The sequence below is a fragment of the Aliivibrio kagoshimensis genome (assembly GCF_050337105.1).
Classification (GTDB): Bacteria; Pseudomonadota; Gammaproteobacteria; order Enterobacterales; family Vibrionaceae; genus Aliivibrio_A; species Aliivibrio_A kagoshimensis.
The window spans coordinates 34,947-50,939 of the sequence record NZ_JAKJSQ010000014.1 but is presented as its reverse complement, the minus strand read 5'-3'; the positions used below and the strand labels follow the sequence as shown (position 1 = coordinate 50,939).

General features: G+C 43.1%; 18 protein-coding genes and 1 other RNA gene. 10 read left to right on the top strand and 9 right to left on the bottom strand.

What is annotated here, in order from left to right:
- The first annotated feature begins 76 nt into the window (after window positions 1–76).
- Window positions 77–1,153: a class II fructose-bisphosphate aldolase gene (fbaA, locus tag L4C32_RS07085; protein WP_428196162.1), complete on the top strand. Its 1,077-nt coding sequence runs from the start codon at window positions 77–79 to the stop codon at window positions 1,151–1,153.
- A 275-nt stretch (window positions 1,154–1,428) separates the two neighbouring features.
- The gene (gene mscS / locus L4C32_RS07080) at window positions 1,429–2,274 is read left to right on the top strand and encodes a small-conductance mechanosensitive channel MscS (protein ID WP_428196161.1); all 846 of its coding nucleotides are present in this window, start codon (window positions 1,429–1,431) and stop codon (window positions 2,272–2,274) included.
- 51 nt (window positions 2,275–2,325) lie between these two features.
- Here mscS and L4C32_RS07075 read toward each other — a convergent pair whose 3' ends face one another.
- Together L4C32_RS07075 and L4C32_RS07070 are read right to left on the bottom strand one after the other, a co-directional pair.
- Window positions 2,326–2,829, bottom strand: coding sequence for a YbaK/EbsC family protein (locus tag L4C32_RS07075; protein WP_428196160.1), 504 nt, complete (start codon window positions 2,827–2,829; stop codon window positions 2,326–2,328).
- A 14-nt stretch (window positions 2,830–2,843) separates the two neighbouring features.
- Entirely contained in the window at window positions 2,844–3,467 is a 624-nt protein-coding gene (locus L4C32_RS07070) for a LysE/ArgO family amino acid transporter (protein ID WP_428196159.1), read from the bottom strand.
- A 105-nt stretch (window positions 3,468–3,572) separates the two neighbouring features.
- Between L4C32_RS07070 and L4C32_RS07065 the strand changes: the two genes are divergently transcribed.
- From L4C32_RS07065 to L4C32_RS07055, 3 genes are all read left to right on the top strand, one after another.
- Window positions 3,573–4,475, top strand: a complete 903-nt coding sequence (locus tag L4C32_RS07065) for a LysR family transcriptional regulator ArgP (RefSeq protein WP_428196158.1) — start codon at window positions 3,573–3,575, stop codon at window positions 4,473–4,475.
- A 47-nt stretch (window positions 4,476–4,522) separates the two neighbouring features.
- Window positions 4,523–5,227 (top strand): oxidative stress defense protein, encoded by a 705-nt coding sequence (locus L4C32_RS07060; protein ID WP_428196157.1) that lies wholly within the window; start codon window positions 4,523–4,525, stop codon window positions 5,225–5,227.
- A 117-nt stretch (window positions 5,228–5,344) separates the two neighbouring features.
- Window positions 5,345–5,725 (top strand): hypothetical protein, encoded by a 381-nt coding sequence (locus L4C32_RS07055; RefSeq protein ID WP_428196156.1) that lies wholly within the window; start codon window positions 5,345–5,347, stop codon window positions 5,723–5,725.
- A gap of 34 nt (window positions 5,726–5,759) precedes the next feature.
- Here L4C32_RS07055 and serA read toward each other — a convergent pair whose 3' ends face one another.
- The 5 genes from serA to zapA all read right to left on the bottom strand — a co-directional run bounded on the left by serA (window position 5,760) and on the right by zapA (window position 9,137).
- Window positions 5,760–6,989 (bottom strand): phosphoglycerate dehydrogenase, encoded by a 1,230-nt coding sequence (serA, locus tag L4C32_RS07050; RefSeq protein ID WP_428196155.1) that lies wholly within the window; start codon window positions 6,987–6,989, stop codon window positions 5,760–5,762.
- Between the two features lie 240 nt (window positions 6,990–7,229).
- Entirely contained in the window at window positions 7,230–7,886 is a 657-nt protein-coding gene (rpiA, locus tag L4C32_RS07045) for a ribose-5-phosphate isomerase RpiA (protein WP_428196154.1), read from the bottom strand.
- Between the two features lie 102 nt (window positions 7,887–7,988).
- Window positions 7,989–8,600: a 5-formyltetrahydrofolate cyclo-ligase gene (locus L4C32_RS07040; RefSeq protein ID WP_428196153.1), complete on the bottom strand. Its 612-nt coding sequence runs from the start codon at window positions 8,598–8,600 to the stop codon at window positions 7,989–7,991.
- A gap of 5 nt (window positions 8,601–8,605) precedes the next feature.
- A non-coding RNA gene (ssrS, locus tag L4C32_RS07035) (6S RNA) lies at window positions 8,606–8,788 on the bottom strand.
- Window positions 8,789–8,825: 37 nt separating this feature from the next.
- Entirely contained in the window at window positions 8,826–9,137 is a 312-nt protein-coding gene (gene zapA / locus L4C32_RS07030; RefSeq protein ID WP_428196152.1) for a cell division protein ZapA, read from the bottom strand.
- Between the two features lie 319 nt (window positions 9,138–9,456).
- Here zapA and L4C32_RS07025 point away from each other — a divergent pair, with 319 nt between their 5' ends.
- From L4C32_RS07025 to L4C32_RS07015, 3 genes are read left to right on the top strand one after another with little or no spacing between them, the layout of a single operon-like run.
- Window positions 9,457–10,026: a YecA/YgfB family protein gene (locus tag L4C32_RS07025; protein WP_428196151.1), complete on the top strand. Its 570-nt coding sequence runs from the start codon at window positions 9,457–9,459 to the stop codon at window positions 10,024–10,026.
- A 5-nt stretch (window positions 10,027–10,031) separates the two neighbouring features.
- Window positions 10,032–11,240, top strand: a complete 1,209-nt coding sequence (gene ubiH, locus L4C32_RS07020) for a 2-octaprenyl-6-methoxyphenyl hydroxylase (RefSeq protein WP_428196150.1) — start codon at window positions 10,032–10,034, stop codon at window positions 11,238–11,240.
- Between the two features lie 3 nt (window positions 11,241–11,243).
- Window positions 11,244–12,455 (top strand): FAD-dependent 2-octaprenylphenol hydroxylase, encoded by a 1,212-nt coding sequence (locus L4C32_RS07015; RefSeq protein WP_428196149.1) that lies wholly within the window; start codon window positions 11,244–11,246, stop codon window positions 12,453–12,455.
- Between the two features lie 58 nt (window positions 12,456–12,513).
- Here the strand turns inward: L4C32_RS07015 and ygfZ are convergent, their stop codons facing one another.
- A complete protein-coding gene (gene ygfZ / locus L4C32_RS07010; protein WP_428196148.1) occupies window positions 12,514–13,488 on the bottom strand; it encodes a tRNA-modifying protein YgfZ in 975 nt (324 codons plus the stop codon).
- A gap of 189 nt (window positions 13,489–13,677) precedes the next feature.
- On the opposite strand from ygfZ, the gene L4C32_RS07005 reads away from it, so the two are divergent.
- Together L4C32_RS07005 and L4C32_RS07000 are read left to right on the top strand one after the other, a co-directional pair.
- On the top strand, window positions 13,678–13,938 hold the full coding sequence (locus L4C32_RS07005; protein WP_428196147.1) for an FAD assembly factor SdhE: 261 nt from the start codon (window positions 13,678–13,680) through the stop codon (window positions 13,936–13,938).
- A complete protein-coding gene (locus tag L4C32_RS07000) occupies window positions 13,907–14,314 on the top strand; it encodes a protein YgfX (RefSeq protein WP_428196146.1) in 408 nt (135 codons plus the stop codon). The genes L4C32_RS07005 and L4C32_RS07000 overlap by 32 nt, the downstream gene beginning before the upstream one ends.
- A gap of 35 nt (window positions 14,315–14,349) precedes the next feature.
- Here L4C32_RS07000 and nadB read toward each other — a convergent pair whose 3' ends face one another.
- Window positions 14,350–15,963 (bottom strand): L-aspartate oxidase, encoded by a 1,614-nt coding sequence (nadB, locus tag L4C32_RS06995; protein WP_428196145.1) that lies wholly within the window; start codon window positions 15,961–15,963, stop codon window positions 14,350–14,352.
- Window positions 15,964–15,993: the final 30 nt, after the last annotated feature.

The following is a 15,993-nucleotide window of genomic DNA, read 5'->3' as shown; positions in this document are numbered from 1 at the left end:
AATAGAATCTGTTGTGAGCAAACGATTGCAGAATTAGTATTTAATTTAAAACGATAGAAAAAATAGGACTATTTCCATGTCTAAGATCTTCGATTTTGTAAAACCTGGTGTAATTTCTGGTGATGACGTACAGAAAGTATTTGAAGTAGCAAAAGCAAACAAATTTGCTCTTCCTGCAGTAAACGTAGTAAACACAGATACAATCAATGGTGTTCTTGAAGCAGCAGCTAAAGTGAAAGCGCCTGTTGTGGTTCAGTTCTCTAACGGTGGTGCTGGATTTTTCGCTGGTAAAGGTCTGAAACTTGAAGGCCAAGGCGTACAGATTGCTGGTGCAGTAGCTGGTGCAAAATATGTTCACGCTATCGCTGAATCTTACGGTATCCCAGTTATCCTACACACTGACCATGCAGCTAAGAAACTTCTGCCATGGATCGACGGACTACTGGATGCTGGTGAAGTATTCTTCGCAGAAACGGGTAAGCCACTTTTCTCTTCTCACATGATCGATCTTTCTGAAGAGACTTTGGAAGAGAACATCGATACTTGTGCTAAGTACCTAGCGCGCATGGCTAAAATGAACATGACGCTTGAGATTGAATTAGGCTGTACTGGTGGTGAAGAAGACGGTGTTGATAACTCAGATATGGACACGTCACTGCTTTATACTCAGCCTGAAGATGTTGCGTACGCTTACGAAAAACTAAATGCAGTAAGCCCTCGTTTCACTATTGCTGCGTCATTCGGTAATGTTCACGGTGTTTATAAGCCTGGTAACGTTGTGCTAACGCCAACGATTCTACGTGACTCTCAGGCGTACTGTGCTGAGAAGTTCGGTATTGCTGCTGATGCGCTTAACTTTGTATTCCACGGTGGTTCTGGCTCAACTGAAGCTGAAATCCAAGAGTCAATTGGTTACGGTGTTATCAAAATGAACATCGATACTGATACTCAGTGGGCATCATGGGATGGCATTCGTACCTACGAAGCTGAGAACCGTGAATACCTACAAGGCCAAATCGGTAACCCAACCGGTGATGATGCACCGAATAAGAAGTACTACGATCCACGCGTTTGGTTACGTGCAGGTCAAACTTCAATGGTTAAGCGTCTTGAGAAAGCATTCTCAGATCTTAACGCTATCGACGTATTATAATTCATCGATAACCCCTTAAGTTTTATAAAAAACCTTGTCCAGATGGGCAAGGTTTTTTTTATGTAATAAAAGTACTAATGATCTTTCTCCTTTGCTATTCTCAATTATGAAACGGCGATAATTTTTTTCTAACAGTGTTAACAGCCTTTCAATAAATATGTTTTACTGTCTCCGCTATCAGGGAATGGGTCTAACCAAGAATGGACTTTTATCGCACAGGAAGCTGCGATAAAGTCGAAAAATACATCATAGAAATTATTAAGGAAAATTCAAATATGGCTGACGTCGAATTAGCTCCGAATTTAGGTAAACTTGAACAGTGGTTCACTAATAATAGTGATCTATTTGTGCAATACGGCGTAAATATTATCTCAGCAGTACTGATTCTGTTTATCGGTAATCTTATCGTCAAAGCCGTGGCGGGAAGTGTTGCTAAGGTTCTTAAAAAGAAAGAGATGGATCAAGCGGTTGTTGAGTTTATTCATACCTTAGTTCGTTACCTTCTGTTTGTTATCGTACTGATTGCTGCACTAGGGCGTATCGGTGTACAAACCGCTTCTGTCGTTGCTGTTATTGGTGCCGCTGGTTTAGCCGTTGGTCTTGCACTGCAAGGGTCACTCTCTAACTTTGCAGCTGGTGTTCTGATTGTGGCATTCCGTCCATTCAAATCTGGTGATTATGTTGAAATTGGTGGTGTTGCAGGTTCGGTTGAATCGATTCAAATCTTCCAAACAGTATTGGTCACGCCAGACAATAAAATGGTTGTAGTGCCTAATGGCGGTGTCATTGGCGGGCCAATCACCAACTACTCTCGTCATGATACTCGCCGAGTTGATCATGTTATTGGTGTCTCTTACGCTGCCGATTTACAAAAAACCAAAGCGGTTATTACTCAGATATTAGAAAGTGACTCTCGAGTACTAAAAAGCCCAGCGCCGACTGTGGGTGTGGTGGCTCTAGCTGACTCTTCTGTTAACTTCGTGGTTCGTCCATGGTGTAAAACAGCAGAATATTGGGATGTCTACTTTGACACGTTACAAGCCATTAAAGAGGGGCTTGATAAAGAGGGTATTGAAATTCCATTCCCTCAGATGGATGTTCACCTCAATAAAGCAGAATAATTACGCAGACGTTGAGACAAGCAAGGGCAGCCCAATGGGTTGCCCTTTTTATTAACTGTCAATCTTTGGGAGGTAATGGATCGGATTAGGCAGCTTAGCCAATAATGTATCAAGATCTTGGCTGTTAAAAATAAAGGTGGACTCTGGATCGCCTGGGGTGAAGAGCAACTCACTATGAGCCAATAAGATGGGATCAATAATAATAGGAACGGTATGATTGATCATAAAGGGACAAACTGCACCAGGCACACAACCGAGTTGCTCTACCATCTCCTCATTTGAACTGATAGATACTCGCTTGCCAAGCAGTGTTTTTACCGCTTTACTGTCCAATCTTTGATCCTTCAGAGTAAACAGCAGTGCAAAACTGTTGTCCGACCCTTTAAGTTTTAAAAATAAGCTTTTGGTTGGTTGGGCTGTCCAAGCAAACTGCTGGCACACCTGCTCATCAATGTCATAATTGGTGATGGCTTGATGGCGGCAGTGCTCAAATTTCACATCTGATTGTAGAAAGAGATCTTGTGTGAAAGTAAATATCTCATCGATCTTGTACACGTTACCACCTCCTTTTAATGAATCAGGCTAACTACCAGTTTTCCCGCAATGTAAAACATCATAGCGGCGACTAAGAGATCAATGGTCTGTTTGACTCTTGCCTTTGATAGCGTTGATGACAGTTTAGCCGCACTGAGTGATAAACCGTAAAACCATGTGAATGAAGCAGCTAAGGTACCAATAGCAAAAAGAACCCGATCACTCTCATTAAACTGCCCACCAATTGAGCCAAGGATTACAACAGTATCAAGGTAGACATGCGGATTGAGTAGTGTCACCGCTAATGCGCCGGCAATAACAGCACGACGGCTACTAATGAGGTTATCGCTACTCGGAAGTGGCACTGAATCGCTGGCGTGATAAGCCTCTTTAAGGGAACTGTAACCATAAAAAATTAGAAATAGGATACCTGCGAGGGTAATGAGAGTGAGGATCGTTTGGTTACTGGCAAGGAGCGCGCCGCCTCCAAATATACCTAAACTTATCAATACAATATCGCAGATGCTGCAGATAGTCGCGGTGGTGATATGGTGTTGTTTTTTAATCCCTTGATTGAGAACAAAAGCGTTCTGAGCACCAATGGGAATGATCATGCTCAAACCAAGAGCAAATCCTTGAAGTGGGATCCAAGAATTCATAATAAGTTCCTTCTCAATAAAATCAGTGTATAGAATAGAGTTGAATTCCAATAAAGTTAAACTAATAATACTGATGGTATATAAGTTTTTCTAATGAGGGCGGAGATGAAGGGATTAGACTACAGGTGGTTGGCTGCATTGGATGCCATTGTTCATCAAAAAAGCTTTGAAAAAGCCGCTGAGCAGCTCTGTATTACGCAGTCAGCAGTATCACAACGGATTAAACAACTAGAGAAACTGGTTGCACAACCGTTACTTATCAGAGAGCAACCGCCTAAACCGACTGAAACTGGAAAGAAACTACTCAGTTTATATCAAAAAGTAAAACTGCTTGAGCAAGAGACCTTTCCCGATCTGGATTTAACCACCATTAATCGACCATTGATTGTTTCATTAGCGGTGAACGCAGACAGTTTGGCTACGTGGTTTTTACCCGCCATTTCGCCGCTACTTGAGAGCAACAGTATTGAGCTGAATCTATTGGTTGAGGATGAAACTCGAACCCTTTTAAAGTTAAAAAATGGTGAAGTGGTGGGGGCGTTGAGTACCCATGAAAAACCGATGATTGGTTGTGAGTGCACTTATTTAGGAGATGTTGTTTACCGCTGTGTTGCTAGCCCGAGTTTTGTTGATAAATATTTTAAACAAGGGGTAACCCGAGAAGCGATCATGAGAGCGCCAGCGGTGTCATTTGACCAACACGATGAAATGCACCAGCAATATCTATTCGAAACCTTTAATTTATCCGCGGGGGAGTGGATTAAACATACGGTGAGGTCCTCTGAATCTTTTGTATTCTTATCGAAAAGAGGTGTCGCCTATAGCTTGATTCCTGAGATTCAAGTTAAACAGGAGCTTGCCAGCGGTGAGTTAATGGATATCTATCCAGCCCACACCATTATCAGACCACTTTATTGGCATCATTGGGCATTAGAAAGTGACATATTAGCAAAAATGACGGACAACATTATTCGCTACGGTCGCTCTACGTTTGGAACGTATGAGTAAACATGCTGTCATATCAAACACACTATGTATTGTAATTGGAGCCGGAAATGGTTAATCGTTTAACTAAAATAGTTACTTTTTTTATAATGACTTTATTGAGTGCCATGTCGTTTGCAGCAGACTATGATTTCCCTCATATTGCAACGGTAGGTATGGGAGAAGTGATAGCGACGCCTGATATGGCAGAGTTTTCAGTTCAGGTCGTTGAACAGAGAGTGAAAGCAAAGCAGGCGAAGAGTGCTGTCGATGACGTGGTGATTGCGTTCCACTCTCGATTACAAAAACTGGGTGTCACTCGTGACGATATTCAATCAGGTAATATCCAACTCTCACCGCAGTACAGTTATCCTAAAAATGAAAAACCGAAACTTGAAGGCTATCGTGCAACCCGTACGGTGACGGTTATCGTAAGGCAACTTAACCAGTTAAATGGATTATTAGATGGTGCGCTAGGGGATGGTATCAACCGTATCAATCATGTCGCACTGAAGGTAAGTAATGAGAAAGAGTATCAACAAAAAGCGCAGCTAGCCGCTATTGAGGATGCAAAAAACAAAGCCAATAGATTGGCCGCAGGTTTTGATAAACAGGTAGAAGGGGTATGGACAGTGAGATACCACAACAGCCGTAATGCGCCGATTGAGATGAGAACGGTGATGTTGGACTCATCAAAGGGACAGGCCTCTTACCAAGACAGTCAAATTGTCATTAAAGACCAAATTGATGTGGTTTTTCGCTTAGATGATTTGTAATTACGTTTCATATCAATAAGTTATTATGTTGATCTGCTTCTCTTTAATATTTAGAGCCTATAGTGCTTTTAGGACGCATTAAGTAGAGTACAGCTTTGTTTAAAAATGGAGTTGAGCATGAAAGCTATTGTGGTAGTTATAGCATTTACATTACTGGTCGGTTGTCAAACACTGGGGAAAAACCCTTATGTTGCAACTGCTAGTGTACAAGATATCGAAACTGCTAAGATGCAATTTAAGGAACATAAAGAAGTAAACGTTAGCGATGACGGAGTTATAAAGATAACAAATAAGCTACCAAGCAGGTATGTGTGGGAAAGGATTACTATTAGAGAATTTGGTCACAGATTAGCCTGCGAGAAATTAATTGACTACATTGAAGCTGGTTTTGTCGTGCAATTTGTCGCCCAAGGTAAGGGAGGAGCAAATAAATTTTATAATAAAGAGTACTGTGACACTGAAGAAACCACAGATATTTTTAAGGATGGGTTAAACTGATAATAAGCCCCTGAGAGTCTCAGGGGCTTTTTTATTAATGCAGAATACGAGCGCGAAGGGTGCCATCGATCGCTTTGAGTTTGCTTAGCGCCTCTTCTGAGCGAGAAGCTTCAACATCAATAACCACATAACCCATCTCAGGGGTGGTTTGCAGGTACTGAGCGGCGATATTGATGTTTTCATCGGCAAATACGCTGTTTATTTGCGTTAATATGCCTGGGTGGTTCTCATGAATATGAAGAAGACGAGAGGTCCCCACATGTTCAGGCAGTGACACTTCTGGGAAGTTTACTGAGGACAACGTAGAACCGTTATCAGAGTACTTAGCCAGTTTCCCTGCCACTTCAACCCCAATATTCTCTTGCGCTTCTTGTGTTGATCCTCCGACATGAGGTGTCAGGATTACGTTATCAAATTTTTGCAGCGGTGATTCAAAAAGGTCTGCATTGGTTTTTGGTTCCGTTGGGAATACATCAATCGCAGCACCGCCAATTTTACCTGATTCTAGAACATCACACAGTGCTGGAATATCAACAACAGTACCACGCGCAGCATTGATGAAGATTGCGCCAGGTTTCATGCGAGCAAATTCAGCTTTAGACATCATCTCTTTAGTGCTTGCTGTTTCTGGTACATGCAGGGTAATGACATCACACTTATTAAGTAATTCAGTTAGGTTGTGCACTTGAGTGGCATTTCCTAGTGACAGTTTGTTTTCAATATCATAGAAGTAAACTCTCATGCCTAGGTTTTCAGCAAGAATACCGAGCTGAGTACCGATATGGCCATAACCGATAATACCTAAACGTTTGCCCCTTGCTTCATATGAGGCATCTGCACTTTTTTTCCAGATACCACGATGAGCAAGTGCATTTTTTTCTGGGATACCGCGAAGCAGCAATAGAATTTGCCCAAGAACCAACTCTGCCACACTACGCGTATTTGAAAATGGAGCATTAAAGACAGGAATTCCGCGGCTGGCCGCAGCTTTGAGATTGACTTGATTGGTACCAATACAAAAACAGCCCACTGCGACTAATTTATCTGCGGCGGCGAACACCTCTTCAGTGAGTTGGCTACGTGAACGGATACCGATAAAATGCACGCCTTTAACCGCTTTTATGAGTTCGTCATCAGAGAGAGAGCCTTTATGATATTCTATATTGCTGTATCCTTCAGCTTGTAGAATTTCGACTGCAGAGGGGTGAAGCCCTTCAAGTAGCAATATTTTTATCTTTTCTTTTTCTAATGAATTTTTAATCATTGTTGTTCTTATCCTTAAAAACGATATACGTCATATGCCATATCATTAAAAATCTAGGTGTTAGCCAAGTTTTTCAAGGTATGAGCATCTATCTACCGGACAATAAATTCGAACTACTTGTCGATAGGCCCTATGAATAAAGTAACAAAAAATAATCGATTTGGGTAAAAATATTACGAAAAAAAAATAAAAAAACGGCACTACTTAGTGCCGTTTGTAATAAAGCACCAAAAGGGTGCGTTATTCAATAATTTTAGCGCCTTCTTGAGTGCCTACAATCAGTGCGTCAGCACCTCTTGACGCAAACAGTCCAACAGTTACGACACCCGCAAGATTATTAATCTTCTGCTCGAGATCTTTTGGATTGATGATAGAGAGACCATGAACATCGAGTATTACGTTACCATTATCTGTTGTTACTCCTTCACGGTAAGCGGGACGTCCACCGAGTTTTACTAACTCACGAGCAATGTATGAACGGGCCATTGGAATCACTTCAACAGGTAGTGGGAAATCGCCAAGGATCTCAACTTGCTTGGTATCATCAACAATACAAATGAATTTTTTAGCCAGTGCGGCAACAATTTTTTCACGAGTAAGAGCTGCACCGCCCCCTTTAATCATCTCGTTATTTCCGTTAATCTCATCAGCACCGTCAACATAGATATCAAGAGAGTCAACACTGTTGCAATCAAAGACTTCAATACCAAAACCTTTCAGTTTCTCGGTAGAAGCGATTGAACTTGATACCGCGCCTTTAATTTCACTTTTCATTGTCGCAAGCGCATCAATGAAGTGATTAACGGTAGAACCGGTGCCAACCCCAACAATACTGTCAGGTTTAACGTAATCTAGGGCAGCCCATCCAGCGGCTTTTTTCATTTCATCTTGAGTCATGACATTCTCTGTTTCTGTATTGGTAAAAGGAAGAGGGAAAACGTTTGCTATTTTTCGGGCGATTATAACTCACAACCAGACAGACGTCAGAAGAAAATCTAATTATTTATTGCTATTTAATAGTAAGCTTGGCCAGTGCCAGTGCTTTGATGGGGTAAGAATGTGCGGCAGTGGGACATCCCAAGATTCAACAGGAATGCTTTGGGTCTGTTGGCAATCATGAGCAAGGCCTACCGGTTTCGGCCCCTGTTTCTTTTGGTGCCATATTGACAGAGTGCGATCATAGTATCCACCTCCCATCCCCAGTCGGTTTCCTTGCGCATCAAATGCCACCAGCGGAGCGCAGATTAGATCAATTTCTTGAGTGGGAATGACGGAAAGTACATTCAGATGGGGTTCTTTAATGTTGTATTTATTGAGTCTCATCTCAGTATCGGGTAAATACCTCAAAAAGAGCAAGTTTCCGGGGTTGAAAGGGTGCAGAACCGGAAGGTAAACCTCTTTATTATGACTCCATAGCCACTCAATGAGTATTGTTGTGTCAATTTCGCCATCCACAGATAGATAGAGAGCCACTGACTTGGCATTTATGACTTCAGGAAGCTGAATAAAGCGAGTAAGAAGCTGCTTTGCGGCACTGAGTTGCGCATCTGGGGTGAGCGCGCGCCGATTGTCGCGAATGGTTTTTCGAATCAGTTTAGTGGATGGTTTCAAAGTTGGATTACCCCAAAGTGCCGTTGTTATATCATAGCCCTTGAACCCTGCGGTTCAAGGCGGATCAGCAATGGTTGCCGTAGGCTTCTCAGCGAGGCCGAGCTTGCTCAATAGCGACCAAGTACTAACCCTTAGATGTGCTTATCGGCTCAGGGACATAGATTAACTGACAAACACCCCAGGGTAAATTTTTTAGCAGTAGATGATTAGATGACTATCGTCTGCTCAATCTGCTGTTAGTTGTTCTGTGTTTTGTAACGCTTGCTCCAGTGCCATATTGAGCTGCTGCATTCGGTCTTGTAGCTCTGTTGAGAGAACATCCGATTCACTTTTTGCCATATGCAGCTCATAACAGACATTCAGTGCTGTTATGGTTAATAGCTGCTCAGGGTTTGACACTTGAGTCTTATCAGAAAGCAGCTGTAAACGTTGGTCAAAATCGACCGCCGCGGCTTTTAGTGCACTCTCTTGACCAGCTGGGCAATTCACTTTAATGGCACGCCCTAATATCTGGACTTGAACTGCTTGGTTACTCATCAGTATATTACTCACTAGCCGCGGATTTAATACTATAACAATTTTGCTAACAGTATTCTAAAATAAATAGAGCATCAACATATCAGACGACCCTTATTTAGGTTGGAAACTATAGAAAAACCGCGAGCAACATTCAAGAGGTTCAATCCGCTTTCTTTCAAATCAGTGGTTAATGTATTAATAAAAAGCCAATTCGTTGAAAACTTCATCAACTGTTTGGACTGAAATGCGGTTTAGTGAGGAACCTCAGTGTTATAACCGTCATTGAAATGATAATATGCTTCAATTAAATCTAACCACTCTTTAAGTAGGCAATACGATGACTGACAAAAAACTACCTGAATATTCCGCAGTTGAAAATGCATTAAATAGCAGTGGGTTAGCAGTATCATCGGCGGAGTTACATGGGTTGCTGGTGGGCATGTTAAGTGGCGGTTTGAATATAGATGACCAATCTTGGAAACCTGCGTTGTTTGATTACACTAATGATGGGTTAGGCTGGCCGGACTCTGCACTGCAAGTGGCGAGTTCAATGTTTACTTTTTCAGTCGAAGAGTTAACGGAAAATGACCTCGTGGTTACCCTCCTTCTTCCTGATGATAGCGTTCCTCTTATTGAGCTTGGTGACGCAGTAAGCGATTGGGTCACTCACTTTTTATCTGGTTTAGGTTTAGCGGGATTATCTATGAATGACTGCTCTACTGAAGTGAAAGAGTCACTGACCGACCTTGAAGAGATCGCCCGTTTAGGTATTGATGAAGATGATGATCTTGACGAGCAAGCTGCGCTGTTAGTACAAGTTATTGAGCATGTTAAAGCTTGTGTGCTAACCATACATACTGAGTTAGGTGCGAGATCAAAACCTAAAGCATCCAAAACCATTCATTAATACGTATGAATAACGCAGAGCAAAGTAACAGAGAGTATGACGTTGTTATTGTTGGCGGAGCAATGGCAGGCGCGACGCTGGCTTTAACGTTAGATACGTTAGCGAAAGGGACGTTATCTATTGCAGTGATCGAAGCTGTGGAACCGAATGTTCATACTCACCCCGGTTACGACTCTCGAAGCATCGCTCTCTCATATGGTACGGTAAGATTATTAGAGTCAGTGGGGTTATGGTCTTCAATCAAGCCCGCGGCTACGGCCATTAAACAGATTCATATCTCTGATCGCGGCCATTTTGGTCAGTGTAAGCTAGACGCTACTTCAGTTGGCGTTGACGCTTTGGGCTATGTGGTTGAATTGAGTGATGTTGGTTCGTTCTATCATCATGAGCTTCAACAACGTAAACAGATAGATCTCTTTTGCCCAGTAACGATTAAAGATATTGAGAGAACAGAATCCTCCTGCGTGGTTACTCTCTCGAATGATGACAAAATAGTCTCTTCGTTACTTGTTGCGGCCGATGGTGGAGACTCTTTATCGTGTCAGCTTCTACAGCATGAGACTCATCATCGTAATTTTGAACAAACCGCAATCATTGCGAATGTGAGTTCTGAAGTCCCTCATTCGGGTAAGGCTTTTGAGCGTTTTACTGAGCATGGCCCTATTGCTTTACTCCCTATGTCGGAAGGGAGGAACTCGCTGGTCTGGTGCCTGAAACCGGATGATGCTGCTGAAATCATGACTCTGAATGAGCCCCAGTTTCTGGCAAAACTGCAACAGGCTTTTGGTTGGCGATTAGGTGAGTTAACCCATACTGGTCATCGTGTCAGCTACCCGCTGGTTCTCAAGCAGGTTTCTCCTTGCGTTTCACATCGATTTGCCGTTGTAGGCAATGCAGCACAGGCCCTACACCCTATCGCGGGTCAAGGGTTTAACCTCGGCATTAGGGATGTATTCACTTTAGCTGAAGAGATGATAAGTGCTAAAAAAAATGCGTTTGATATTGGTGATTACTCCGTGTTGAATCGATTTATGCAGCGTAGAGAGGCCGACCGCCACGCGACCATTACTATGACTTCGGGACTACTGTCGATCTTTGCCAATCAATATTGGCCTCTAGTCGCAGGAAGAAACCTTAGCTTATCTGTTTCAAACCATTTTCAAACACTATTAACTCCCCTGACTCATCGAGCCATGGGAGAGGTAAAAAGATAAATTATGATGCAAAGTGTAGATATCGCAATTGTTGGCGGTGGCATGGTGGGGTTAACACTCGCTGCTGCTTTAGCTGACAGCGATTTACGAATCGCGGTTATAGAAGGGAAGCTACCAGAGGGGGAGTTACTTCCTCTTCCGGATGTACGGGTCTCTGCGTTAAGTCGGGCCAGTGAACAGATTTTACGTCGTGTTGGTGCATGGGGCGGAATTGAATCTCGCCGACTCTCTGCTTATCAGGCGATGAAGGTGTGGGAGCAAGATAGTTTTGCTGACATATCATTTAGTGCCGAGCAAGAGCCTGAGAAAAATCTAGGTCACATTGTCGAAAATAGAGTGGTTCAACTGGCTCTATTAGAACAGGTGAAACAACAGAGTAACGTGACTCTCATCGCCCCTGATACCTGCAGTAATTTGGTTTTTGGTGAAAGTGAAGCGTGGTTAACGTTATCATCAGGTGCTTCATTAACCGCTAAGCTGGTGGTTGGAGCCGATGGTGCTAACTCGTGGTTAAGACAGCATTTAGACATTCCATTAACGCACTGGGATTATGGGCACAGTGCTTTGGTTGCTAATATTCGCTGCGTTGAACCTCATGAGAGCGTGGCGAGACAAATCTTCAGATCACAAGGACCATTGGCATTTTTACCTCTATCGGAACCGCATTTATGCTCTATTGTATGGTCGACTGAACCGTTGCAAGCACAGAGGTTGCTTGATCTTGACGAGAATGAATTTAACAAAACATTAACTGCTGCATTTGATAATCAACTGGGATTATGTTCGGTTGAAGGTGATCGCCAAGCCTTTCCATTGAAGATGCGTTACGCCAGAGATTTTGTTCGTGAACGAGTCGCGTTGGTGGGGGATGCAGCTCATACCATCCACCCATTAGCTGGCCAAGGTGTGAATTTAGGTTTATTAGATGCAGCCTCGCTGGCTCAAGAGGTGTTGACACTTCAACAAAACGGTCAAGATATTGGTAGCAAAAGAAACCTGCGTCACTATGAACGCTGGAGGAAAGCGGAAGCGGCTCAAATGATAGCAACAATGCAGGGGTTTAAAGAGCTATTCTCTGGAGCGAACCCTGCTAAAAAAATGATCCGTGGATTAGGCATGACCTTAGCCAATCACATTCCATTGTTAAAAGATGAGCTGATGAAACGTGCGCTTGGCATTACGGGAGAACTGCCCTCACTGGCCAAACGACACTAATGTGTCTTAATCGAAAAGTAAGCTGAGACAATATCCCCGCTTACTTTTTGACTTCTTTCTACTCACTCTCTAATGAGTAGGGAAGAGTGCGGATATTCCATGATTTATCATGTTGTTCGGGTAGAGAAAATTGAGTCTCTGCATCGAGGTTGTTTGGCAACACGGCTAAAACAATGGATTGTTCATCACTGTATTGATAACTGCTTACCACAGTACCCGCTTTACGCCAATGCTCTCCCACTTGTCGATCAATGGCATCGCCAGAAGCAATCGAGTGATTACTTGGGCCTGACAGTTGATACATTGCACGTTTGTTGATGCCTCTGTATTTTGCTCTGGCGATCATCTCTTGTCCGGTATAACACCCCTTAGTGAAAGAGATGCCATCGACAGCTTGTAAGTTTAATGCTTGAGGAATGTGTTCGTTAACCAATGTTGAATCAACGCGGGGTAAACCAGCTTTGATATCAAAAAGATCCCACAGTTTATCATCAGACTTAATCAGCGCTTCATCTAGGCGCTCTAAGAAGGGACTGAGACTCGAGTGGTTAATGGCGAGTAACCACTGCTGGTGGTTAATTTTCACTGCGGTACCTTGTTCAAACGCTCTCACATCATCCGTCGAGGTGGTTAAGTTATCAATGAATTCCTGAGCTTTATCACCAACAACTCCAAATAGATAGTCGTCAGAAATAGTAATATCAACCTTAGAGAACACCGCGTATTTTTTTATCTCAGTGAGCTCTGTGGCCACTGCGCTTTTACGTTGAAAAAGCGCATAACCTTGATTGTGGTTGAATAAGCGAAAGATAGACCACATCTTTCCTTTGGCATCACAGTGAGCACCGAGTGTTGAAGCTGAATCCTCTAAAGAGACGACATCACAAGTCACTTGGCCTTGTAGGTAGCTTTTTTTATCTTCACCAACCATAGAGATAAGTGCCCAGCTGTCTAAATGACAAAGGGATAACTCAGGAAGGGGATCTTGACTCGATAGTGATAATGATGAAAAAGCTGATGTCCATACGCTCATGTTGATACCAATTGGTGTAAAATAGATGATTCATGTTAATAGTTGTTTGCTCTCAAATCCATTGTTTCATGACAAGGTCTCAATGTTTCGAGCTGCTAACTGCTTGTGGCTTGAAAAATTTAGGATAAAAGAGCATAGTTCTCTTAGTAGTAAGCTCAAATGAAGTATTAATCAATAACAGGGGTAGTTATGTATAGCACAGAAGAAAAGGCGCGAATCAAGTGGGCATGTCGTCGTGGTATGCTGGAGTTGGATGTCGTGATTATGCCTTTTTATGAAGAGTGTTTTGACATGCTTACCGAGCAGGAGCAAAAGGATTTTGTGTCACTATTAGAAAGTGATGATCCGGATCTGTTTACTTGGATTATGGGCCATGGTCGTAGTGAGAATCTCGCTCACGCTGCGGCGATTGATAAAATTGTTGCCCATAACCGCAGCAAGTTGCGCTAGAGCGCAGTTACACCCTTCTCATTTCGCTCATGCTCTGTTGACAGTTTTATATGTCATTGTAGCATGGGCTCTGTGGTTTCTTTCCCCCGTACCTATTCTCTTATCGGTAGTGCTTACTCTTGTGTTGTCATGGGAGTACAGACGTTTTTTTTCCTATCTTGGGTTGCAATATGGTGAGCTGGTTATCGATTTTGATGGCGATGTTCTCTGGAAGCAGCAGATACATCAATACTGCTATAGCTCAATTGTAACGCCTTGGTTAGTTGTCATCGTGTTACGAAAAGAGAAAGGAAGACAAGTCTCGGTGGTGATTTGGCACGATAGCTGTCAAGCGGATCAGTTTAAAAACGTATCGAGAGTTATTCATAGCCGATAAAAAAGGAGAGGGTGACCTCTCCTTAATCGTATGGGCTATTTTGTTGGCTTAGGAGATAAGATTGTCGGCCCTTTGGGGGTCTTAGTCTCCGGATAATCTAAGGTGTAATGGAGGCCACAGCTCTCTTTTCGTAGCATGGCACAGCGCACCATCAACTCGGCGACTTCAAGTAAATTTCTAAGCTCCAATAGGTTGTTAGAGACTTTGAAATTACTGTAGTAGTCGTGGGTTTCTCTTTTTAGCATCTCAATTCTGTGCATCGCACGCTCTAAGCGTTTTGTTGAGCGAACGATTCCAACGTAGTCCCACATGAACAGTCTTAATTCATGCCAGTTATGCTGAATAACGACCTCTTCATCGGAACAACTCACCTTACTCTCATCCCATTTAGGCAGTTCGGGAGGTAGCGCTTTATTGGCGACTTCGGCAATAATGCTCTCCGCGGCTGACCAAGCGTAAACCACACACTCAAGCAGAGAGTTTGATGCCATACGATTGGCGCCATGTAAGCCGGTATAACTGACTTCACCGATAGCATAGAGCCCGGCAAGATCGGTTTGACCTTGGTGATTAACCATCACGCCACCGCAGGTATAATGGGCAGCAGGAACAATGGGGATCGCCTCTTTAGTCAGATCAAAACCGAGACCAAGCAGCTTCTCATGAATGGTAGGGAAATGCTTTTCAATGAAGCCTTTCGGCTTATGACTGATATCAAGGTACATGCAGTCAGCCCCTAAACGTTTCATCTCAAAATCGATGGCCCTAGCGACCACATCTCTTGGTGCTAACTCATTTCGCTCATCAAAGTCAGGCATGAATCGAGTGCCGTCGGGGCGTTTTAAGTAGGCACCTTCACCACGAAGTGCTTCTGTTAATAGGAAGTTTCTTGATTCAGGGTGGAAAAGACAGGTTGGGTGAAATTGATTAAACTCTAAGTTAGCCACTCGACAACCTGAACGCCATGCGATTGCGATACCGTCTCCAGATGAGACGTCAGGGTTGGAGGTGTATTGATAAACCTTAGAGGCTCCCCCCGTCGCAAGAACGACGGACTTTGTACGAACGGTTTCTACTTTCTCGTCATCACGATTCCAGATATAAGCGCCAACGACTTCTTTCTCACTGCCGCCAATCTTATCGCCAGTAATTAGGTCTAACGCATTATGGCGCTGTAAAATCGTAATGTTAGGGTGATTTTTAACATTGTCTTGTAGGGATATTTGTACCGCCATCCCAGTCGCATCAGCAGCATGTAGAATACGCCTGTGGCTATGCCCACCCTCTCGAGTTAAGTGGTACTTCGGCTCTTCCTCTTTATTGTTTTCATCTAAATCAAAAGGAACACCGCCATCAATTAACCATTGAACGCAGGGTTTTGCATTTTCAGCAATGAAGGTCACCGTCTCTTTATCACACAATCCAGCACCAGCAATAAGAGTATCCTCTACATGGGACTCAATGCTATCTGCCTCATCAAAAACAGCCGCTATGCCTCCTTGTGCATAGTAGGTTGCCCCTTCGCTCCAAGGGCCTTTACTCAATACAATTACTTTGGCGTATGGCGCAACGCGTAATGCTAATGAAAGGCCTGCAGCACCACTACCAATAACCAATACATCACAAATATGTTCTCGATTTTCGTTCATAAGATCGTTATGTCCTTGTCTGATGTGAAC

Coding starts and splice junctions, on each gene's coding strand:
- fbaA (WP_428196162.1), top strand. CDS start 77: ATGTCTAAGATCTTCGATTTTGTAAAACCTGGTGTAATTTCTGGTGAT.
- mscS (WP_428196161.1), top strand. CDS start 1,429: ATGGCTGACGTCGAATTAGCTCCGAATTTAGGTAAACTTGAACAGTGG.
- L4C32_RS07070 (WP_428196159.1), bottom strand. CDS start 3,467: ATGAATTCTTGGATCCCACTTCAAGGATTTGCTCTTGGTTTGAGCATG.
- L4C32_RS07065 (WP_428196158.1), top strand. CDS start 3,573: ATGAAGGGATTAGACTACAGGTGGTTGGCTGCATTGGATGCCATTGTT.
- L4C32_RS07060 (WP_428196157.1), top strand. CDS start 4,523: ATGGTTAATCGTTTAACTAAAATAGTTACTTTTTTTATAATGACTTTA.
- L4C32_RS07055 (WP_428196156.1), top strand. CDS start 5,345: ATGAAAGCTATTGTGGTAGTTATAGCATTTACATTACTGGTCGGTTGT.
- serA (WP_428196155.1), bottom strand. CDS start 6,989: ATGATTAAAAATTCATTAGAAAAAGAAAAGATAAAAATATTGCTACTT.
- rpiA (WP_428196154.1), bottom strand. CDS start 7,886: ATGACTCAAGATGAAATGAAAAAAGCCGCTGGATGGGCTGCCCTAGAT.
- zapA (WP_428196152.1), bottom strand. CDS start 9,137: ATGAGTAACCAAGCAGTTCAAGTCCAGATATTAGGGCGTGCCATTAAA.
- L4C32_RS07025 (WP_428196151.1), top strand. CDS start 9,457: ATGACTGACAAAAAACTACCTGAATATTCCGCAGTTGAAAATGCATTA.
- ubiH (WP_428196150.1), top strand. CDS start 10,032: ATGAATAACGCAGAGCAAAGTAACAGAGAGTATGACGTTGTTATTGTT.
- L4C32_RS07015 (WP_428196149.1), top strand. CDS start 11,244: ATGATGCAAAGTGTAGATATCGCAATTGTTGGCGGTGGCATGGTGGGG.
- ygfZ (WP_428196148.1), bottom strand. CDS start 13,488: ATGAGCGTATGGACATCAGCTTTTTCATCATTATCACTATCGAGTCAA.
- L4C32_RS07005 (WP_428196147.1), top strand. CDS start 13,678: ATGTATAGCACAGAAGAAAAGGCGCGAATCAAGTGGGCATGTCGTCGT.
- nadB (WP_428196145.1), bottom strand. CDS start 15,963: ATGAACGAAAATCGAGAACATATTTGTGATGTATTGGTTATTGGTAGT.